The sequence below is a fragment of the Sporofaciens musculi genome, from assembly GCF_009830285.1.
In the GTDB taxonomy this organism is placed as follows: domain Bacteria; phylum Bacillota; class Clostridia; order Lachnospirales; family Lachnospiraceae; genus Sporofaciens; species Sporofaciens musculi.
Map to the genome: position 1 here is coordinate 73,614 of NZ_WUQX01000001.1, position 15,515 is coordinate 89,128.

Below are 15,515 nucleotides of genomic sequence, written 5' to 3' on the forward strand. Positions count from 1 at the left end.
CAGGAGGTATAATATGAGAATTACTACGAATCAGATATTAAGAAATTACAAATCGAATCTTGCAACTTCCCTTACAAATCTGGACAGCGCAAGAGTGAAGGTAATGACAAGACGTAAATTTACCGCTACTGCTGAAGATCCAGCCAGTGCGTTGCGTGCCTCTGTTCTGGAAAGAAAATATGCGAGAAATGAAGACTATCTGAGCCTGGTAAAAGACGTACAGTCTTTCCAAGATTCACAGGAAGATGCCGCAATGCAGATTAATACGATTGCGAAGCAGTTAAGCAAGCAGTACGGACTTGAGGCGTTAAACGGAACCAACGGTTCTCTTGACACCAGAGAGACTTATGCTGACGCTTGGCGCGGTTCACAGGAAAGTATATTGCTGAGCCTGAATGCAAGTTATGAAGGAAAATACGTTTTCGCAGGAAGCGATGGACAGAAAGCTCCGTTTAAGCTTGGCAAAGATACTGCCGGAAATCAGGCTTTGTTTTATAGAAACGTTGATGTTACAACCGGTTTTCTCTATAATGACGACGGCACGCTTAAGGATAACGATCCGGCTGCATCAAAGGAACGTTTGGAAAATCTGTCTAAGGACTCTGTTTTCGTAGACTTGGGTTTTGGCTTAAATATTAACGACGATTCTACTATAGATTCATCCAGCGCTTTTAATACCAGCCTTCCAGGTATTAATATGGTAGGGTACGGTGAGTTTGACAATGGAGACCCTAAGAATATGATTCTTCTGATGGGGAAGATTGCAGACGAGTTAGAAAAGCCGGATTTTAACTACGAAAGATACCGTGAACTTGTGAATGAATTTGACGAAGGACGCGACGATGTTCTTGAGGTTGTAACGACCCTTGGTACACAGACTGAATTCCTGACTACTACCAGAGATAGATTGGAGACCAACGAGATTAGTCTTGCCACACAGATTGATAATGTTGTCAATGTTGATATGGCAGAAGCAATTATGAATTTCTCATGGGCTCAATACGCTTACAATGCATCACTAAAGGTAGGAAACAATATATTGACACCGTCATTTATCGATTTCATGAGATAATAAAAAAAATATAGGAATGAGAAAGGAGGAAGTCTTATATGAATCAACTCATCAGAATTACAACAGTTCCCATTCAATATGAGCTGAAGGTCAACAATGCCCGTCTGGAATATTCCAGAGCAAAGGCTGAGTTGGAAATCAGTCGTAACGATGGGGGGCTATCGATCAAGAGTCGCCCTGTGAAGCTGAATCTGGATGCTACTGAGGCAAGAAATTCTGTTGTACCTACTACAGCCAGAAGCGTTGCACAGACAGCCCAGGCAGGAAAAGAAGCCGCTTACAGCGCAACGGCACAGCTTGTACAGGAAGGAAAGCTTCTGTTAAAAGCAGATATCGGTCAAGATGTAATCGGACAGATCATGCAGCAGAGAACAGCTCCTGCTACCGGAGAATTCCAGCTTGGATTCACCCCTTCTGCCCCTGTAGATATCAACTATGAAGCTGCTGATTTGACGATCAATTATGAGATGGATAAATTGAATTTTGACCTTAAAGTGGCAAACGGCAATTTTGAATTTATCCCAGGCAATATTGAGATGTCTATTACGCAACATCCTGATGTTGTCATCGAATATGTTGGCGGACCACTCTATGTACCGCCGAGCGCTGATCCTAATTATGAACCAATAGACGTAAGGGCTTAACAAAGCCCTTACTTTTTCACATATAAGTATATCCCGTAATGTAAACCCAAAGGGTACACTGTAATTCATACCCTTCGTGCTGGTGGATTTCGTCCATTAAGGTCCACCCTCTGGATATACTTAATCCTTAGGAGGTATCGCACGTTGAATATAAACGCAAAATATTTTGGTTCTGTCTCTTATGAAGATTCAGACTCTATCCACATTATCAATGGACTGATTGGCTTTGAATCCCATACGGATTATCTTCCTATTCCATTCCAGGATGAGGATGATTCCCTGATTTCCCTGCAATGCCTGGATGACGAGAAACTTTCTTTTATACTGATGAATCCTTTCGGAATCTTCCCAGACTATGCCCCAACCCTGTCGATACAGGATCTTCGCGAATTGGGCGCAGACTCTGCCGAAGATATTTCCTATTACGTAATCAGCGTAATTCGTGATTCTGTTGCGGAATCCACAGTGAATTTAAAAGCTCCCCTCGTTGTCAACGCATTGAATCGTAAGGCAAAGCAGGTCATTTTAGACCAGCCGGAATACACCTTCCGACATACGCTCGGTGATATGACCCAAAAGGAGGATTAATGTTATGCTTATACTGCAACGCCGGAAAGGACAAGCCCTCTCCATTAATCACAATATCACACTGACTGTTGTTGACGCCGGAACTGATTGGGTGAAGCTTGCCATTGATGCGCCTAAGGAAATTCCCATTCTCCGAACGGAATTAAAGGAAGCCGCCGCAGAAAACCAGAAAGCTTCTGCAACTGCCTCCCGTCAAGTTTTGGAGGAGATTCTAAAGAAAAGGTAAAAAACAGGACTTGGAAGAAAAATAAAGTATTTTCCTCCAAGTCCTGTCTTTAATTCCATACCATGTATCTTCTAATGATTCTATCCCAGAAGATCACTTATACAATCCTGTGTCTATGCCGAACAATCAATAAATTCCACTGACGTTACGGGCGCCGACATCACTTCTACACTCACTCCGCCTGCAGCCCCACTTCCCAGCAATGACGCTACCTCGGAAGACAAAGCTGTTGATGAAAGTGAATCTACATACTGTTCTGCCATCTGCCTAAATTGCTCATCACTCATGGCAGAATTCGGCATTACATCATCCATATGCGCTGTCGATGTCTGGCATTGTTCTAACCCCATCCTTGCCCTCTGCTTGCGCTTCAATTCCTGTGCCAACTGGAGTGCCAACTTCTCCTTCATCTTCCTCTCTGCTGATTTCTGCCGGAGCTGAAGATTCTCCTCCTTGTGAAGTCTTGCAATCTTGATATTGCCGCTCTGGATTACAGACTTAATCTTCCGCACAATTCTCGCCGCCTCCGCCGAATCTGATACTTGTGTCTTCACTCGCTGTATCTCCCCATACTTCGCGGCAATCAACCCCTTCACAGACGTTACATTCCTTGCACTTGCAAGCCGCATCATACTCGATGTATGGGAATAACTGTAAGAGCTGACCTTCGGACTCTTCTTATTGGCATAGAAGGAAGTAGACTTCTGCTCTCGCCACCAGGTAGGCTGAGTGCTTTCATCCTTCTTCTTCATTGCCGTCCACTTCGACACCTGCCCATCCTCACCGATTACGAGCCCCATGCCCACCAATTCCTTGTTCTTAAGCAGGGCTTCCACATTGGCAGACTTCTGGTATTGATCCAGATGATTCAAAATATTCTCTACATGCTGACGCAGGTTCTCGTCAGTGCTCATCTTCTCAAGCAGCTTTTCAGAGATGGCTACATTGTTCATTCCTGTCTGTCCCGCCCCATACTGCGAAATCTGCTGATGGTTCTCAAATGATATCACGCTAAAATAAATATTCTTATATGTCTGCTTCAAATACTTCATCATAGATGCTGCATCTGACTGGCTAGCTGACGTATTATTTTCAACATCCTTCTGGGAATCCATCTTAAGAAGTGCAATCTGGGAATCTGAATAAACGCTTCTGTTCCTTACTTTCATTGATATCCCTCTTTTCTTTTTCCAAATACTCTCATGCTATATTTATAATATCGGATGAAAACCTTGCTTTCATAATAGGCTAAAAACTCTGTTTTTATGTTGACAAACCGTCTCAAATCCGCTATGTTTGAGAAAGCATATAAGTAAGGAGTTTTCAAGAAAATGAAATCATTAATATTAGCCGAAAAGCCTTCTGTTGCCCGTGATATTGCCCGCGTTCTGAACTGCCGCAAGAATCTCTCCGGCGCAATCGAAGGAAATCAATACGTTGTCACATGGGCATTAGGCCATCTCGTCACATTGGCAGACCCAGAAGAATACGATAAAAAATTCAAAGAATGGAATATGTCCTACCTGCCCATGATTCCAAAGAAATGGGAGCTTATTGTAATCAAACAGACGTCAAAGCAATACTACAACGTCAAGTCCCAACTGTTCCGCAAGGATATCAGCGACATCATCATTGCCACAGACGCCGGAAGGGAAGGAGAACTGGTTGCCCGCTGGATTTTAGAAAAGTCCAACTGCCAGAAGCCTGTTAAAAGACTCTGGATTTCTTCTGTCACTGACAAGGCAATCCGAGAAGGCTTCTCCCATCTAAAGGACGGGCGGGAATACCTTGACCTATACCACGCAGCAAGAAGCCGCGCCGAGGCAGACTGGCTGGTGGGAATCAACGCTACCCGCGCCCTGACCTGCAAATATAATGCACAGCTCTCCTGTGGACGTGTTCAGACCCCTACCCTTGCCATAATCGCAAGGCGTGAGGAGGAAATCCGAGCCTTTCAGCCACAGGAATATTACGGGCTTACCTGCACCGCCGGAAACGTAAAATGGTCATGGCAACAGGCGAAAAACGGAAGTACCCGTTCCTTCCAGAAGTCCTTTATTGCAGATTTGCAAACAGCCCTCAAGGGGCAAACCCTTACCGTTACAGAGGTTCAGAAAACTGCGAAAAAAACCTTTTCTCCCGCACTATATGACCTGACAGAATTACAGAGAGACGCAAACCGGCGTTTCGGCTTCTCTGCCAAAGAAACCTTGAACATTATGCAGCGCTTATATGAAAACCACAAGGTACTCACCTACCCACGTACAGATTCCCGCTATATCGGAACAGACATCGTCCCAACAATAAAGGAGCGTCTGAAAGCCTGCAACACCGGACCCTATAAGAAATTCATTCCACAGCTTTTGAAAATGCCAATCAAAGCAAGCAAATCATTCGTAGATGATAAGAAGGTCAGCGACCATCACGCCATTATTCCAACCGAGGAGTCTGCCCTTCTTGAGCATCTCAGCAACGAAGAACGCAAAATCTACGACCTGGTGGTGCGCCGTTTCATCAGCGTCCTCTATCCTGCATTTGAATATGAGCAGACCACACTGAAGGGAGCTGCCTCCGGTCAATGCTTTATTGCAAGAGGAAAACGAGTTCTCATCCCTGGATGGAAGACGGTTTACGAGGCAGACAATTTTGAGGACAACGAGGACGAGGAGGAAACCACATTTCAGACGGCAGACCAATCCCTCCCGTCTCTGAAAAAAGGCGAAATCTTGCCGATTTCCACCAGTTCCATTCAGACCGGCAAGACGAAGCCTCCGGCAAGATTTACCGAGGCAACCCTGCTGACAGCTATGGAGAATCCTGTACGCTATATGGAATCTGATGACGCGAAGGCAAGAAAGACACTTGGAGAAACCGGCGGCTTGGGGACGGTTGCTACACGGGCCGATATCATTGAGAAGCTATTTCATTCATTTCTCATTGAGAAGAAGGGCAATGAGATTCTCATTACCTCTAAAGGGAAACAGCTTCTTACGTTAGTTCCCGAAGATTTGAAAAAGCCAGAGCTTACTGCAAAATGGGAGATGCAGCTTGCCGATATCGCAAAAGGCAAACATAAAGAGGCTGAATTTCTTAAAGAGCTTCAAGGATACACCAATGCATTAATAGATGAGATTCGTTCAGCAGAAGGCTCATTCCGGCACGATAACCTGACCAACACTAAATGTCCCCGCTGCGGCAAGCGGATGCTATCTGTCAATGGGAAGAACGCGCGCCTTCTGGTATGTCAGGATCGGGAATGTGGATACCGAGAAACCGTGGCTCGTCTGAGCAATGCCCGCTGCCCGAATTGCCATAAAAAGATGGAGTTAATCAAGAAGGGGGACTCTGAAACCTTTGTCTGTGCCTGCGGTTACAAGGAAAAGCTGTCGGCCTTCAAGGCACGAAGGGAAAAAGAAGGGGCGGGAGTCACCAAGAAGGATGTACAGAAATATATGAAAAATCAGAAGCAAGAAGCCGTTAATACAGCGTTTGCCGACGCGTTGTCGGGAATCAAGTTACAATAGCAAGACTTTTGGGCCTGTGGGGGAAATGAGGTCATTACATCTCCCCGCAGACCTGTTATTGTGTATCCAGGGGCACATCTCTATATGCCACCACAACCTCATATATCTCACAGCCTTTATAATTCAGCCGACGACTCTCGCGGGGTGATTTTTTATTATCACAAAAGCTCAAAAGATATCCTTTCTTTATACCTCGCGCTCTCAGATATCCTGCTAATTGTTCATATCCATCCTTTTCGTATTTCTCTCCCCGCCAGATTTTTAACTCAATTATAAATTCCTGCGTCCCATAAAACACAACAATATCCATTCTTGTATTGCATCGAGTTTCAGCTTCAACAACGTAATGTCCCGTCCCATTAATAATTGAGCGGAGAAAACTTAGGAATAGCAATCTTCCATGCTGTTCGATAAATCCGCCGTCCTCATCTCTGTATTCTGCCTTCATAAACGCAGAAAATCTCTGCAGAACAGTTTCCATACACAGCCGTCCATCCACAATATACAATGATTTATCCGAATATTGGGAAATCATAAGGTTCTTTATACTATGGATAGATACAAAATATTCATAGATATATGACTCGAATATCTGATTAGCCACTTTCGCATGTCCGTGTTCATTTTTTAGAATTCCATACATCTCGCCTCTGGCAACGTCTGGATTAGAAGCGACAAAAGATACATCCGCGCCCTTAAGAAGGATACCTTCCACTACATCTTTAAAGCCCTGATATCTTTCCAAATTTTTGATAATATCATCAAACAGAGTATTTTGTCTCCCAAGCAAAATCTTTACTGCCATCCCAAGTCCGTCTTCTGTCCATGGCAGGGGAGTCTCATCAATATACTTACACAGACAGCTAACCAAAAATGGATACCCCTTCGTATATGCATATAATAATTCCGACATACTGGAAATGTCCATTCCAGTATGACAGTCTTTCTCATATTGCAAAAGCATAGTTTCTATTTCCTCTGGTGAAAAGCTCATATCCACCGAGAAATTTGCCGAAATATTCCATGGGCTGTTATAACTTGTATCCTCCTCTGGACGTATTTTTATTTTAAGATTTTTGATATCATGCACTCCCGCCAGAATAACACTACTGAAAGCTTCTTCTCTCCCCTTTTGGTACATCATATATTTATCCCTGAGTAATCCAAGAAACGACAGAAACATCTGATAATCAGCCGCCTTATCCACTTCATCTACCATTAAAATTACTTTCTTTTCTGCCCGTTCACAAAGTAGGGAAATACGTTCTCCGAGATTACGCAGCGGAAGAATATCTTTACCGGATTCTTCAAAAATCTGCGCCAAATCGGGATGCGCCGCCCTTTTCAAAGATTTTTGAAATTCAAAGAAAAGCCCTTGCGTTAAAGTGTCTAATGTTCTGAAATAATCCTCCTTACCTTCAAAGCTTATATCTATTACAATGTAATCCTCTTTCAGACGTTGATACAGAAGTTCAAGGAGTGTCGTTTTTCCATATTGTCTTGCTCTGTTTATTGTAAAATATTCCTCATTTTTAATGTATTGTTCAATAATCTGATCAAGCTTCGTACTGATATCAACCATATAATGCTTACGCGGAACACAAAGCCCTGTTATATTAAATTTCCTTCTCCCTCCCATATTGTTATCACCGCCTGTCGAAAAATTCTTACTCCATAAGCTTCTTATAATATGAATCCGCCGTATACAATGCTGCTGCCGGATTATGCCCAAGTACCCGATCCTTCGTCACAGCCGTCGTGGTCAAAGCCTCTGAATACTTATAGAACAAACTGTCATGTCCTACACACAGACCGACTACCACGTTAAGGTCTGTTTTCGCATGGTTCAGCATCTTTGCCTGCAGGATTGGATTGCACATATTAAGCCCGATTCCGTTACATTCTTCCGGAATCCCGACAGAACTCTTAGGCGTAGCGCCTGCCTTACACGCAATCCCAAACACCTCGAACCCATGGGCCCTCATTATAGCTGCCAGTGTGCGGCTCTCCTTTAAAAGTCCGACACAGGTTGCGATTCCAATCTTCTTCGCCCCAATCTCACGGGCAAATGCCATAATCTCCTCCACTCTCGTATACTGGCAATAATGCTCATACTCCACCTTTGCCGCGGCAACCATCGTCTTATGGTTTTCCTCCTCGTCATAACACGCCATTGCCTCACGGTACACCTCTTGATTCAGATTCGTAGTCAGGCAAAACTCCGGATAAGACTTATCCATCTTATCGCAGTTCTTCACAGCGCAGTCAATACATGACCTCTCTTTTACTAATGCTTCATTACTCATTTTTTCCTCCTTCTGCCTGTTTGGCCGTCACTTTAACATCTCACTATTATAATAAGAGACAATCAAATCCACCATACGATTATAGCTCTTGACCCCCTCCTTCTGTCCATTCGCCTTCAAATATGTATCATTGACCTTATTGGAAACTTCCGCGATCGTGCCGTCGTATTTGGCCCAAAACTCTCGGTTAAGCTTAAGGTCAGCCTCCGCCTCCTCCGGCAAAAGGCTTCGCACCTCACTCCATACGTCGTAGTCCGTCTTATACAGCACATTCATGCACTGTATCCACCCAGACAGATAGCCGCTGTACGCAAACGCATCCTCCCCCGACCTGCTGCACGCCAGAAATGCGATAAAATTTGCCTCCTGCTCTTGCATAAATCCCCGCAGATGGGACAATTCATGGCAGGCTGTGAAGGGAATCACATAGTCCTGAACATCACCGTTAAAATTTGCCTCAATCGTAAACGGAGAATAGACTCCTGTTAAATTCTGAACCGAAAGAATACATGAATTCACCAGTTCTTTCGGCCTGGGGAAATATCCCGTAAGCTCTGGATACTCCAAGGCCAGCTTCTTCATCGCCTTCACCGCATACTCCTCTGCCGGAAATTCCAGAGCCATTCCTCCCTTCTCATCCCGTTCGACTCTGCCGCTTAATTCGGATAGCTCACTGGTAAGCCAGATACACACATCCTCCAATTCTTCTGAGGAATATTCTGCTATCTGGATTCCTGAGCTGTCCGAAAACGACTGCCGATGATAATTAATGCCGCAATTTACCACATAGAGAAAACACAAGCCTCCCGCCAGCAGAAACAGATTCATAAATCTGCTGTACAGGCCGCCTCCTGCGATTTTTCCTATAACCCTTCCCACAATCCATACGACAGTGCCTATAAGCAGGAGATACAATAGCATTTCCGACATGGAAAATGGAATATACCCCATCATACGCCCCACGCTTCCCACCCACAGAGGGTAGATATGCGTGCTGTACCATTGGGCAAATCCATTTAAAAATCTGGCCGCAATACTTAAAACCAAGGCAATACTCCAGAGAACTACGCTTATAAACAATTTTATATGATTTTTTTTAGAAACTCTACCTTCTTCCGCCATATCACATTCTGCTATCCTTCTTGATTCTTCCTACTGCGATTACGTCTGCCGAATCATGTTCTATGATATTAGTCTAACAATCCCCCTCCTTCTTGTCAAGAAAGAGGGGGATTCCAATCACTGCCTTTTATTTCCTACTTATTATTCAAATATTAAGCCCGACCCGACAAAACCATCCTTCTGCTCACCAGATACCCGCCAGGCGCCTTTGTCATCTGTGCAATCTGATTCATAAAAAAGTCAAGCTGAAGATTCCTGTTGGCCTCAAGCTTCTCCTTGATTGACGTCAGAAACTTCTCTTTACTGCTGGTATCTGAACCGGAAAATGTACGGTCCAGCTTTACCTGATACAATTTCTCATACTGCTCATCTTTATACTTCTGATACCCTGGTCTGCCTGCGGCAACCAGTTCAAAATTCTTAAGCCCCCACCGAATTGAAAACATGGCCGACTCCATCGTGTCCTCACCGGAGGAATTAAGCAGCTTCTTGTACTCGGCATAAGTCTCAGGAGAATACTTTTCCATAGCATAATTAATCTCACCCCTGCTGTCCTCATGCACGTAACCATTCCCATCCAGACCGATTACATGCTTTACCTGGTATTCCATCTTACAGGAGCCCACCCTCTTGCCTTCCATACCAATTCTGGCGATAGATTTCATTGCCTCCATGAAGGAGTCTCTCGAAGCTTCATCTATGAATTGGTTTGCAAGATACTCTGCTTTCTCAACTCCTAAACTAATTCGCGCCAAGCGGTCTGTCTCCTCAACACCATGGACATTATTCGGCAGGAAATCACTCCTGATAATATCATAGACACTGTCTTTCAATTCCTGGCTCTTACCTCTTAAAGCATCTGTAATCGCATTATCTATTCTGGCATACCCTGTGCGAAATGGTGCCACATTTCCTAATTCTATCACCACAGGAGACGGCTTTACGGGCGCCGCAGGGATACCTTCTGGGAGTGCGAAAGGTTTATCATTCATCGGCTTCATAGATGAAAAATTCTTTCTAATCTGTTCCATCTGTGCGGAAGTAATCTTATCCATCCAGGGAGTTATCGGCTGACACCCCGTAGAGTATGAACAGGTACATTGACTCATAGTTACGACCTCCTTTTTGTATCGCCCCCTATCCTTCGTTCGGCGGCATATAGTCGGAAGGATTCTTTAAATGCTTCGCATTTGCCTTCTTCCTCTAAATCAAACATAGTATATCATGCATATATAATATATCGACGGGCAGACACAGCATGATAACGCAATTTAAAATTTTTAACGAATTATAGCTGCCTTAAAGGATAAAAGAAATACAGCCGGCTAACCAAACCAACTGCATTTCTCAAGAACCTATTTTTTCCCCTCCTTCCACACCTTCGCCAAAATATCCTTTAATACCAGAAACGCATCCATTTCCGAATACCCGTACTCTGCTCTTAATTCGTCTATCATTGCGCCCAAACGTACCGCATAGTTAGGGGTATTGACCTCCTTCTGGTAGGTGAGCAGGATTGGATACTTCTTCCCCCATGCGCTGGTCCAGTCGATTTTTTCCTCCACCTCCTCGCTCGTCCGTTCGATTGCCTGCTGTATCTCCCTTACGTCAAGATCAAAATCAATCAGTTCGTCCAGAGACAGGTTATACAATACCGCCATCTTTTTGGACTGGCGTATGTCAGGAAGCGTCTCGTCTGTCTCCCATTTAGAAACGGTCTGACGGCTCACGCCTAACCTCTCTGCCACTTCCTCCTGTGAAAGTCCGCATTTTTTCCGCGCATGAAATAAACTGTTTCCTAAGCTCATGTGGTTCTCCCTCCTTTTTGTTGTAAGACAAGTATAAAATGTAGTTGGGGAAAATACCACCGCTTTTATTTTGCAGTTTTGCGCGTTTTCTTAACTTTTATCTGATTCTACAAACTAAACAGCCACAGAATTAAATAGATTAGCATAGATGTAATCCGAAAATATTGACTTTTTCCTCTCTTTCTCTATAATATACTTGTCGAACACACATAAAAGGAGAAAACCAGAACAATGGACACACAAACGCATTTTAACAAAAATATCTTATACTTACATATCGCCGTCATGCTTTTCGGGTTGGCAGGCGTTGTCGCACAGTTTGTAGAAGTATCCGCCGTCATGGTCGCTCTGGGTCGGGTCATCTGTTCTTCCGCGCTTCTGCTCATAATCGCGCTCGTAAAAAAGGACAGGCTGAGGCTTGACTCAAAAAGAGATGTATTACTGATTATCCTCACAGGCGCAGTCATGGCTGCCCACTGGACCACATTTTTCCAGTCAATTCAGGTGTCAACGGTAGCAATCGGGACGATTACCTTCTCCACGTTTCCCCTGTTCCTGACATTTTTAGAGCCAATTATATTTCATGAAAAGATACGCCGGCAGAGTATTTTCAGCGCAATCATCCTGTTTATCGGAGTGTTGATTACCATACCGGAATTCTCTATGGCAAACGACACTACAATCGGTATTATCTGGGGTATGATTTGCAGCCTTACTTATGCGATTCTGACACTGGCAAACCGTTATTTTTCAGCCCGATACGCCGCCCGAACCATCTGCCTTTACGAACAGGGGTCTGCTGCCGTGGTACTTCTTCCGGCCCTGTTTCTGGTGGAAACCACATGGAGAGCGCAGGACATTGCCGGAGTTGCCTTTGTTGGCTTCATATGTACGGCATTTGCACATTCCCTGTATGTGTCCGCCCAGAAAAGCGTGAAAGCTCAGACCGCAGGAATCGTATCAGGAATGGAAACCGTCTATGGAATTGTCTATGCGCTGCTGTTCCTTGGGGAGATTCCGACCATACGTGAGCTGGTAGGAGGGGCTGTTATCTTGGGTGTTGCGATGTATTCATCGCTGAAAGCGAAATAATTCCAATAGGCATATACAAAAAAGTTGTAGAATATCAAGCCGTCGTCCCAATCATCCTTCCCAACTGCTCCACAATGCCCCTATTTCCGTTCACAGATATCTCCCCCACCTTCTCGCAGATTCTCTCCAGATACTCAAGCTCTTTCAGCTTATACAGAGTCTTGTTCTCATCCATCAGCTTCGCTGTGTTAAGCAGCGAACGGGTAGAGGCAACCTCCTCCCTACGAGAGATTACATTTGCCTGGGCAGACTTCTCCGCCACAAGGACAGAATTCATAATCTGCCGTATCTCCCCTGGCAGTATAATATCCTTGATTCCCGAAGTCAGGAAATTCACACAGAACATCGTCTCCCGCGCCTTTAACGCAGTATAGATTTCCTTAGAAATCTGCTCTTTTGCCTCCAATATCTCATCCAGTTTATACTTCCCCACAATCTCACGAATCACCAACTGTACCGCCGAGTAAAGTGGTCTTTTAAGCTCTGAAATCGTTGCGGCAAACTCTACGGCGTCCCGAAGCTTGTACATACAGGACACATTCATCCGAATGCCAATCTTATCTCTGGTAAGTATCTCCTGCCCCACAATATCCAACTCCTGCTGTCTCATGTCGAATACGCGGTATGTCACGCTTCGGGAATAATTCCAGAAACGGTACACTCCCCTCCCAACCGACTTTTGGAGTACGTTATTGTAATACACAAGCCCTGTCTCCCCTTCTCCTACTGACATCTCTGTATAAAGCTTCTTCGGAATCAGGGAAAGCATCTGCTTTGTGACGTCTCCTCCAATCTCCGTCTCCTCCATGGACACAATCTTTATCTCATACTTGTCAAATACATTCCAGAACGTATACTCTTTCCGGTTGGCAAATGACGTTAATTTCCCATTTATGTAAATAAAGCCCACAGAGTCGTCGGGAATCTCCCCATGCAGGGTCGCGTTTAAAAACGCAGTATCCCCCGACAATACCTGGTACGGAACTTCCATATAATCAACCTCACCGGACATTTCTTCTATCTCAACACTGTAACCCATCATTTTAGAAAAATGATATGTACCGGATGTAATCATTTTCTGAAACACTCCATCCTTTAACACAAATCCTGCCTGATTATCCTTAAGCATATACTTCATATCACATTCCTCCTTCATGCTAAATTGTAATACGCCGTAATTCATATAATGTATACATTAATGGACGAAGTCCACCCACCCGAAGGGTATGCTTTACGGTGTGCCCTTGGGTATACTTCTATCCCTCGTTCATCAGTCTGCCGCGGAAGCCTGGGTCAGCCAGGCGGTCCGAGAGAAGGACAAGCCGGCGAGTAAATATCCTTTTTCCTGCAAGGTGGTAACAGGCTTTTTGCCCGTCTCCTTACTGGAGGAAAATATCCTTCGCAGGCTGTTGTTCTCTCTTTCCGGCTGCATATTCCGATCCCTGGGGCATGCGCCTTACCAAGTGCCCCTGGAGCACTTCAGCGATGCCGCAGTTATCCCATTTACAATATATGGCAGGCTTACAGGCTGCAGGCCGATTTGCTCATAAGCATGAACTTGGGATAAAAGTATTTTTGTTGAGCGCGGAGTCGAACCGCAGACTTAAAAAGTCTTTACCATTTTCAATGTGTGCTCTACCTCTGAGCTACCGTTTATCACGGGAGGGGTTTGAACCCTCGACAGCACATTCTCCTTAACCTTAAGTTAAGTTTATATGAAATATTTATAGTATACCTGACAGCACGCTGCAGGCACCGTCGGGCAGAGAGTGACTCCCAATACCCTGACATCATAAATTATTTCCCTATCCCTTCACGACGCCCACCGTCTTTAATTTTCTAACCGGTGTAACCAAATCTATTTGCTGCGCCATGACCTGGTCAATATCCTTATAGGCAAACCTACATTCTTCTGCCACATCATTTTTCTTGCGCTTCCCAAGGACAACCCCCTTCTCCTTTAAGTCCACCATGACATTTTCCACACTGAACTCTTTTCTTGCCCCTGACCTTGAGTAGTTTCTTCCTGCCCCATGTGAGGAGGTACAAAAAGATAAGGGATTGCCTTTTCCTTCCACTACATAACTGTATGAGCCCATTGCCCCAGGAATCACCGCCAGCTCTCCCTTACGTGCTCTGGTAGCGCCTTTTCTGTGCACCCAGACATTTTCGCCGTAATGCTTCTCCAGAGCCGCATAATTGTGATGACAGTTGATTTCTTCTCCGAATTCTACCGTCTGCCCTGTATGCTTTTCAATCGTTTCTTTCACAATAGCGCAGGTCTTATGAAGCATACGCGCCCGATTCTCAAACGCATAGTCCATTGCCAGTTTCATCCAGTTGATATACTGCTGCCCCTCCTCTGACTGAACCGGCAGAAAAGACAGATGGTATTCCTCTTTTACTTCACTGTACCACCTCTGGTTCAGTTCCCTTGCCTTCTTGTGGAAATAATCGCAGATTTCCTTTCCAAGATGGCGGCTGCCGGAATGAAGCATAATGCTAAGCGTCCCTTCTTCATCCTCCTGCAGTTCTATGAAATGATTCCCGCCTCCTAAGCTTCCCACCTGGAAATATCCGTCCTCAAGCAACGGCAGAAGTTCTGCGTTTTTCTCATACTTCTCCATCTCCTGTTTTGTACGGTCAAGCACCTGTGACTCCTGAGGTTCTCTGTAACGTTCTGTATTCAGCGGAATCGAACGCATAATATTTCCAATCATTGCCTGTATTATCGTACCGTTTCCGGTCTGAACCTCACGAATATCCTCCACACGAATATTGGTCGGGATATAAGCCATCCCGCAGCCAATGTCTACGCCTACTGCATTCGGAATAATCACATCCTTCGCCGCGATTACCCCGCCTATTGGCATCCCTTTTCCTGTATGGGTATCCGGCATCAGGCAGACCCACTTATGTAAAAACGGAAGCATTGCAAGGTGATATGCCTGCTTAAGACAGGATTCCTCCAACTGACTCTCCTGCTCCAACCATATTTTTATAGGAAATCTTGTATTTTCATTACAGATTACAAACATATCGTTCCCTCCCTTTCTGATGACTGTATTATATCCAACATTTACCAAAATATCATTTAAAAAAAGTTGCGAACTGTGAAAAGCATTTGCCAACG

At 44.6% G+C, this 15,515-nt stretch carries 15 protein-coding genes; 6 read left to right on the forward strand and 9 right to left on the reverse strand.

The genetic code is table 11. From position 1 onward, the window contains the following. Positions 1-13 precede the first annotated feature (13 nt). From GN277_RS00375 to GN277_RS00390, 4 genes are all read left to right on the forward strand, one after another. Positions 14-1,072 carry a flagellin N-terminal helical domain-containing protein gene (locus GN277_RS00375; protein WP_159748917.1) on the forward strand — a complete coding sequence of 353 codons (1,059 nt, stop codon included), beginning with the start codon at positions 14-16 and terminating at the stop codon, positions 1,070-1,072. A gap of 38 nt (positions 1,073-1,110) precedes the next feature. Then, on the forward strand, positions 1,111-1,716 hold the full coding sequence (locus GN277_RS00380; protein WP_159748919.1) for a DUF6470 family protein: 606 nt from the start codon (positions 1,111-1,113) through the stop codon (positions 1,714-1,716). 144 nt (positions 1,717-1,860) lie between these two features. Next, on the forward strand, positions 1,861-2,304 hold the full coding sequence (gene fliW / locus GN277_RS00385; RefSeq protein WP_159748921.1) for a flagellar assembly protein FliW: 444 nt from the start codon (positions 1,861-1,863) through the stop codon (positions 2,302-2,304). Positions 2,305-2,308: 4 nt separating this feature from the next. Further along, positions 2,309-2,530: a carbon storage regulator gene (locus tag GN277_RS00390; RefSeq protein ID WP_159748923.1), complete on the forward strand. Its 222-nt coding sequence runs from the start codon at positions 2,309-2,311 to the stop codon at positions 2,528-2,530. 113 nt (positions 2,531-2,643) lie between these two features. Here the strand turns inward: GN277_RS00390 and GN277_RS00395 are convergent, their stop codons facing one another. Further along, positions 2,644-3,699 carry a DUF6033 family protein gene (locus tag GN277_RS00395; RefSeq protein WP_159748925.1) on the reverse strand — a complete coding sequence of 352 codons (1,056 nt, stop codon included), beginning with the start codon at positions 3,697-3,699 and terminating at the stop codon, positions 2,644-2,646. A gap of 162 nt (positions 3,700-3,861) precedes the next feature. Here GN277_RS00395 and GN277_RS00400 point away from each other — a divergent pair, with 162 nt between their 5' ends. Further along, the gene (locus tag GN277_RS00400; RefSeq protein WP_159748927.1) at positions 3,862-6,054 is read left to right on the forward strand and encodes a DNA topoisomerase III; all 2,193 of its coding nucleotides are present in this window, start codon (positions 3,862-3,864) and stop codon (positions 6,052-6,054) included. A 55-nt stretch (positions 6,055-6,109) separates the two neighbouring features. Here the strand turns inward: GN277_RS00400 and GN277_RS00405 are convergent, their stop codons facing one another. The 5 genes from GN277_RS00405 to GN277_RS00425 form a co-directional block, all read right to left on the reverse strand. Beyond that, on the reverse strand, positions 6,110-7,693 hold the full coding sequence (locus tag GN277_RS00405) for an ATP-binding protein (protein ID WP_159748929.1): 1,584 nt from the start codon (positions 7,691-7,693) through the stop codon (positions 6,110-6,112). A gap of 28 nt (positions 7,694-7,721) precedes the next feature. Then, a complete protein-coding gene (locus tag GN277_RS00410; RefSeq protein WP_159748931.1) occupies positions 7,722-8,360 on the reverse strand; it encodes a DUF1847 domain-containing protein in 639 nt (212 codons plus the stop codon). Positions 8,361-8,387: 27 nt separating this feature from the next. Beyond that, a complete protein-coding gene (locus tag GN277_RS00415; protein ID WP_159748933.1) occupies positions 8,388-9,482 on the reverse strand; it encodes a DUF3810 domain-containing protein in 1,095 nt (364 codons plus the stop codon). 152 nt (positions 9,483-9,634) lie between these two features. Next, positions 9,635-10,591: a hypothetical protein gene (locus tag GN277_RS00420; protein ID WP_159748935.1), complete on the reverse strand. Its 957-nt coding sequence runs from the start codon at positions 10,589-10,591 to the stop codon at positions 9,635-9,637. A 246-nt stretch (positions 10,592-10,837) separates the two neighbouring features. Continuing rightward, positions 10,838-11,290 carry a helix-turn-helix transcriptional regulator gene (locus GN277_RS00425; RefSeq protein WP_159748937.1) on the reverse strand — a complete coding sequence of 151 codons (453 nt, stop codon included), beginning with the start codon at positions 11,288-11,290 and terminating at the stop codon, positions 10,838-10,840. A 231-nt stretch (positions 11,291-11,521) separates the two neighbouring features. Between GN277_RS00425 and GN277_RS00430 the strand changes: the two genes are divergently transcribed. Beyond that, positions 11,522-12,382, forward strand: coding sequence for a DMT family transporter (locus tag GN277_RS00430; RefSeq protein WP_159748939.1), 861 nt, complete (start codon positions 11,522-11,524; stop codon positions 12,380-12,382). 34 nt (positions 12,383-12,416) lie between these two features. On the opposite strand, the gene GN277_RS00435 is transcribed toward GN277_RS00430, so the two are convergent. The 3 genes from GN277_RS00435 to GN277_RS00445 form a co-directional block, all read right to left on the reverse strand. Then, entirely contained in the window at positions 12,417-13,520 is a 1,104-nt protein-coding gene (locus GN277_RS00435; RefSeq protein WP_159748940.1) for a slipin family protein, read from the reverse strand. Positions 13,521-13,652: 132 nt separating this feature from the next. Continuing rightward, entirely contained in the window at positions 13,653-13,814 is a 162-nt protein-coding gene (locus GN277_RS00440) for a hypothetical protein (protein WP_159748942.1), read from the reverse strand. 373 nt (positions 13,815-14,187) lie between these two features. Then, on the reverse strand, positions 14,188-15,420 hold the full coding sequence (locus GN277_RS00445) for an RtcB family protein (RefSeq protein ID WP_159748944.1): 1,233 nt from the start codon (positions 15,418-15,420) through the stop codon (positions 14,188-14,190). Positions 15,421-15,515: the final 95 nt, after the last annotated feature.